The organism is Brevibacterium sp. (genome assembly GCF_022712115.1).
Taxonomy (GTDB): Bacteria; Actinomycetota; Actinomycetes; order Actinomycetales; family Brevibacteriaceae; genus Brevibacterium; species Brevibacterium salitolerans.
In genome coordinates, this window is sequence record NZ_JALAHB010000095.1 from 1 (window position 1) to 3,560 (window position 3,560).

A 3,560-nucleotide genomic window follows, 5' to 3' on the forward strand; every position below is an offset into this window, starting at 1 on the left:
CCTGCGCATGGGCGGCCTGCGGATCCGCAACAACTTCGGTCAGATCCTCCAGCTCACCGTCGCGGCGATGGCCGCGTATTCGTTCAGCTACTTCGTCCTCGGGCACACCTATCCGTTCTTCGCCGCGGTGGCGGCCGTCGTGGGGATCGGCCCCATGCAGGACCGGCGGCTGCGCAGGGCGACGGAGATCGGCTGCGGAGCGGTGCTGGGCGTGCTGTTCGGCGATCTGTTCGTCCACCTCTTCGGCGGCGGCATCTGGCAGCTGGGCACCATCCTGTTCCTCGCGGTCTGCACGGGAATGTTCCTCAACTCCGGCGCCATCTTCGTCACGCAGATCGGCATCCAGTCGATCTTCGTCGTGACCGTCCCCGCGCAGCTCGCCACCGGGACGTTCAGCCGCACCGCGGACGCCGCCGTGGGCGTGGCCACCGCGATCCTCCTGGCGCTCATCATGCCCTCGGACGCGCGCAAGCGGCCGCGGTCCCAGGCGGCGGCGCTGCTCGATGAGATCGCGCGCCTGCTCAGCGAGACCGAGGACGCGCTCCGCCGCGAGGACCCCCAGGCCGCGCGCAGAGCGCTCTCCCGTGCTCGGGACTCCCAGAGCTATGTGGACTCCTGGCGGGCATCGCTGCGGATCTCCGAGGAGACCGCGCGCATCAACGCGAACTCGCGGCGCTACGCGGCCGAGGTCTCCCGCCTGGCCCGCGCCTGCGAGTTCGCGGACCGCGCCCTCCGGCTCATCCGCGTGATCCTCCGCCGGGCGGTGACGGCCACCGAGCACGGGCACGTGGACCCGCTCCTCGCCGCTGCGGCGGGCAGGCTCGCGGAGGGTACGCGTCTGCTGCGGCTCGCACTGCTGGAGGGCCGTGACCGGGCCCAGGCAGAGGAGGTCTTCACGGACGCCGCCCGCACCCTCCGGCCGGCACCGGGAGTGCGTGCGGACCTCGAGCAGACCACCATGCTCCTCCTGTTCCGGCCGCTCGCCGTGGACCTCCTGCAGGCCGCCGGCGCCTCGCTCGAGGAGGCGAACTCCCGCCTGCCCGCGCTGGAGGTGGAACCGGAGACCGGTGCCCTGCGTGTCGTCGAGGAGCCGGACAGGGAGGACGAGGGGTGATCAGTCCTGATTCTCTCCGCGACGGCACCCGCTTCTCGCCCAGACACCCGCGTTTCTCGTGGAACAACTGGGTGTCTGGGTGAGAAACGGGCGTCATCGTCCTGCGGAGGCCTACTGTGATTCGACGATGGTGAGCATGACGGTCCCCGCCTCAGCGGTCGAGTAGACGTGCGGCACGTCGCCGGCATGGCGGGCGTAGTCGCCGGGGTGCAGCTCCACCGTCTCGCCGTCCGCGGTGAGGGTGAGGCTGCCGGCGCACACGATGAGGTGCTCCACGGTGCCGGGCGGATGCGGCTGGGCCTCCCGCGGGGAGCCGGGCTCCATCCGGATCTGGTAGACGTCCCTGCGCGCCCCGGGCGGGCAGGCAGAGAGCAGCGTCGCGGAGTACTCCGCCGCGGAGGACGGCAGTGTCGTCCCCTCGCCCATGCGGATGACGGAGAGCGGTTCCCGTGCGGGTGCGATGAGCTGGGAGAGCTGCACGTTCAGCGCCGTCGCGAGCGCCCACAGCGTCTCGATGCTGGGGTTCCCGTTGCCGTTCTCCAGCTGGGACAGCGTGGACTTGCCCACGCCCGCGCGCTTCGCGGTCTCCGTGAGCGAGAGTCCCAGCCGCTCCCGTTCCCGCCGCAGGGCCGTCGCGAGCTGAAGGACAGGGGAGGGCTCCGCTGAGACCTCCGCACCGGCGGCGGTTCTGCATGCGGTGGCCGGTTCGTCGTCCGGAGTGTGCGGCGCGGGTTCCATGCTGTTCATTCTATGGAACGGGGCCGTCCCCGATGCCTTGACGGCCCCGTCCGCATCGACCACTATAGAGAACGTGAGTTCACTCAAACGAACGGACAGCAGAGGTGCGCGCCTGCGCGTGTATCGCGATTCCGCAGTCATGAACCTCATGATCCTGTTCGTCGCGCTGTCCTACGGGGCCATCAGCCAGGCGGCGGGGTTCCCGCTCTGGCAGACGCTCCTCCTTGCGGCTCTCGCGCTCGGCGGGGCTGCGGAGCTGACGTTCGTCGGAGTGATCGCGGCCGGCGGCGCACCCGTGCTGGCGGTGCTGGGCGGGCTGCTGGTGAACGCGCGGAACTTCGCGTTCGGGCTGAGCATCGGGCAGTACGCGCCGTCGGGCTGGCGGTCGTTCCTCGCCGCGCATCTGGCGAACGACGAGACCACCGCCTTCGGCCGCGCGGGTACTACGGACCGTGAGCGCTGGCATCGCTTCGTCGTCTCCGCCGTCATGCTGTTCGTCTGCTGGGTGTGCGGTGCGGCCCTGGGGCAGCTGCTGGGCTCCGTCATCGACGCCGAGGTGCTGGGCCTGGACACCGCTCTGCCCGTCCTGCTGTTCTGCCTGGTGGTGGGTGACATCCGCTCGCCGTTCCTGGGTGTGACCGCGGCCGGTGGTGCGGTTCTGGCGATCGCTCTCACGCCGGCCCTGCCGCTGGGGCTGGGCTCCGTCGCGGCGCTGCTCGCGCTGCTGCCCGCCGCCGGCTTCCTCGCCGTGCGGAGGCGGAGAGGTGCGGAGGCCGTGGATGCTGCTGCGGCCGCTGCCGGGGATGCTGCGGAGGCCGGACTGTGGCACGAGGTTCCCGAGGCCTCGGGAACCGCCGGCGCTGCAGGCTCGTCCGGTGCTGTGGATTCCCGGGATGGAGAGGACGTCTCGGGTGCTGCAGGTGTCCTCGGCGCCGCAGGTGCGTCCGATGCGTCCGATGCGGAAGGAAGGCGGCCCTGATGGAGACGACACCCTTCCTGCTCGCCCTTGCGGGGCTGGCCGGGGTCACCTATCTCATGCGCCTGCTGGGGGTCCGGCTGGGGGCACGCGCCCGTGCCGGCGGCGAGGGCACCGAGGCCTCTGCCGCGCGCATCTGGATGGATCGCGCCGTCGTGGTCCTCATCCTCGCGGTCGCGGTGACGGGCGGGCTGTTCGACGGCAAGGAGATCGCGGATGCCGGCCACGTGCTGGGAGTGGGTGCGGGCATGGCCGCGGGGCTGCTGCGTGTGCCCATGCTGCTCTGCGTGCTGCTGGGGATGGTGGTGTGCGCGCTCATCCGGCTCAGCGGGTTCGGATGGTGACTGGGTAGGCTGGGGGCATGCAGATGCTCGGCTCGCTTCAGGGAATCCTCATGCTCGCGATCGTGGTGGGCATCTTCGCGCTGTCCGTCGCATCGCTGATCTCCTCTCTGCTGTACACGGACGAGATGTACCGGGCCGCGGACAGGAAGTCGAAGAAGTTCTGGTCGCTCATCCTCGTCGCCGCCGCGGTCGTGGCGTTCCTGGCGCTGCCGCCGCTGGGCGGCGGGCGTCTGGGCTTCCTCTCGATCGCCGGTCTGGTGGCCGCTGCGGTCTACTGGCTGGACGTGCGGCCCCGGCTCCGTCAGGTGGATCCTCGTCGCCGCGGCCGCTGAACGTCCGGGACGCGGGAGTCCTGGGCCGCTGCTTCTGAGCTGCTGAGCCTCTGGAC

The 3,560-nt window shown here is 71.0% G+C and carries 5 protein-coding genes; 4 read left to right on the plus strand and 1 reads right to left on the minus strand.

The window, feature by feature from the left end; genetic code table 11:
* A partial coding sequence (locus Q0A33_RS05810; RefSeq protein ID WP_363316539.1) for an FUSC family protein occupies positions 1–1,114 on the plus strand: 1,114 nt, incomplete at its 5' end.
* Between the two features lie 111 nt (positions 1,115–1,225).
* On the opposite strand, the gene Q0A33_RS05815 is transcribed toward Q0A33_RS05810, so the two are convergent.
* On the minus strand, positions 1,226–1,852 hold the full coding sequence (locus Q0A33_RS05815; RefSeq protein WP_291794363.1) for an XRE family transcriptional regulator: 627 nt from the start codon (positions 1,850–1,852) through the stop codon (positions 1,226–1,228).
* 73 nt (positions 1,853–1,925) lie between these two features.
* Here Q0A33_RS05815 and Q0A33_RS05820 point away from each other — a divergent pair, with 73 nt between their 5' ends.
* From Q0A33_RS05820 to Q0A33_RS05830, 3 genes are read left to right on the plus strand one after another with little or no spacing between them, the layout of a single operon-like run.
* Positions 1,926–2,831, plus strand: a complete 906-nt coding sequence (locus Q0A33_RS05820) for an AzlC family ABC transporter permease (protein ID WP_291794365.1) — start codon at positions 1,926–1,928, stop codon at positions 2,829–2,831.
* On the plus strand, positions 2,831–3,172 hold the full coding sequence (locus Q0A33_RS05825; protein WP_291794367.1) for an AzlD domain-containing protein: 342 nt from the start codon (positions 2,831–2,833) through the stop codon (positions 3,170–3,172). Before Q0A33_RS05820 ends, Q0A33_RS05825 begins: the two co-directional genes overlap by 1 nt.
* A 17-nt stretch (positions 3,173–3,189) precedes the next feature.
* The gene (locus Q0A33_RS05830) at positions 3,190–3,504 is read left to right on the plus strand and encodes a DUF2516 family protein (RefSeq protein ID WP_291794369.1); all 315 of its coding nucleotides are present in this window, start codon (positions 3,190–3,192) and stop codon (positions 3,502–3,504) included.
* The last annotated feature ends 56 nt before the right edge of the window (positions 3,505–3,560 follow it).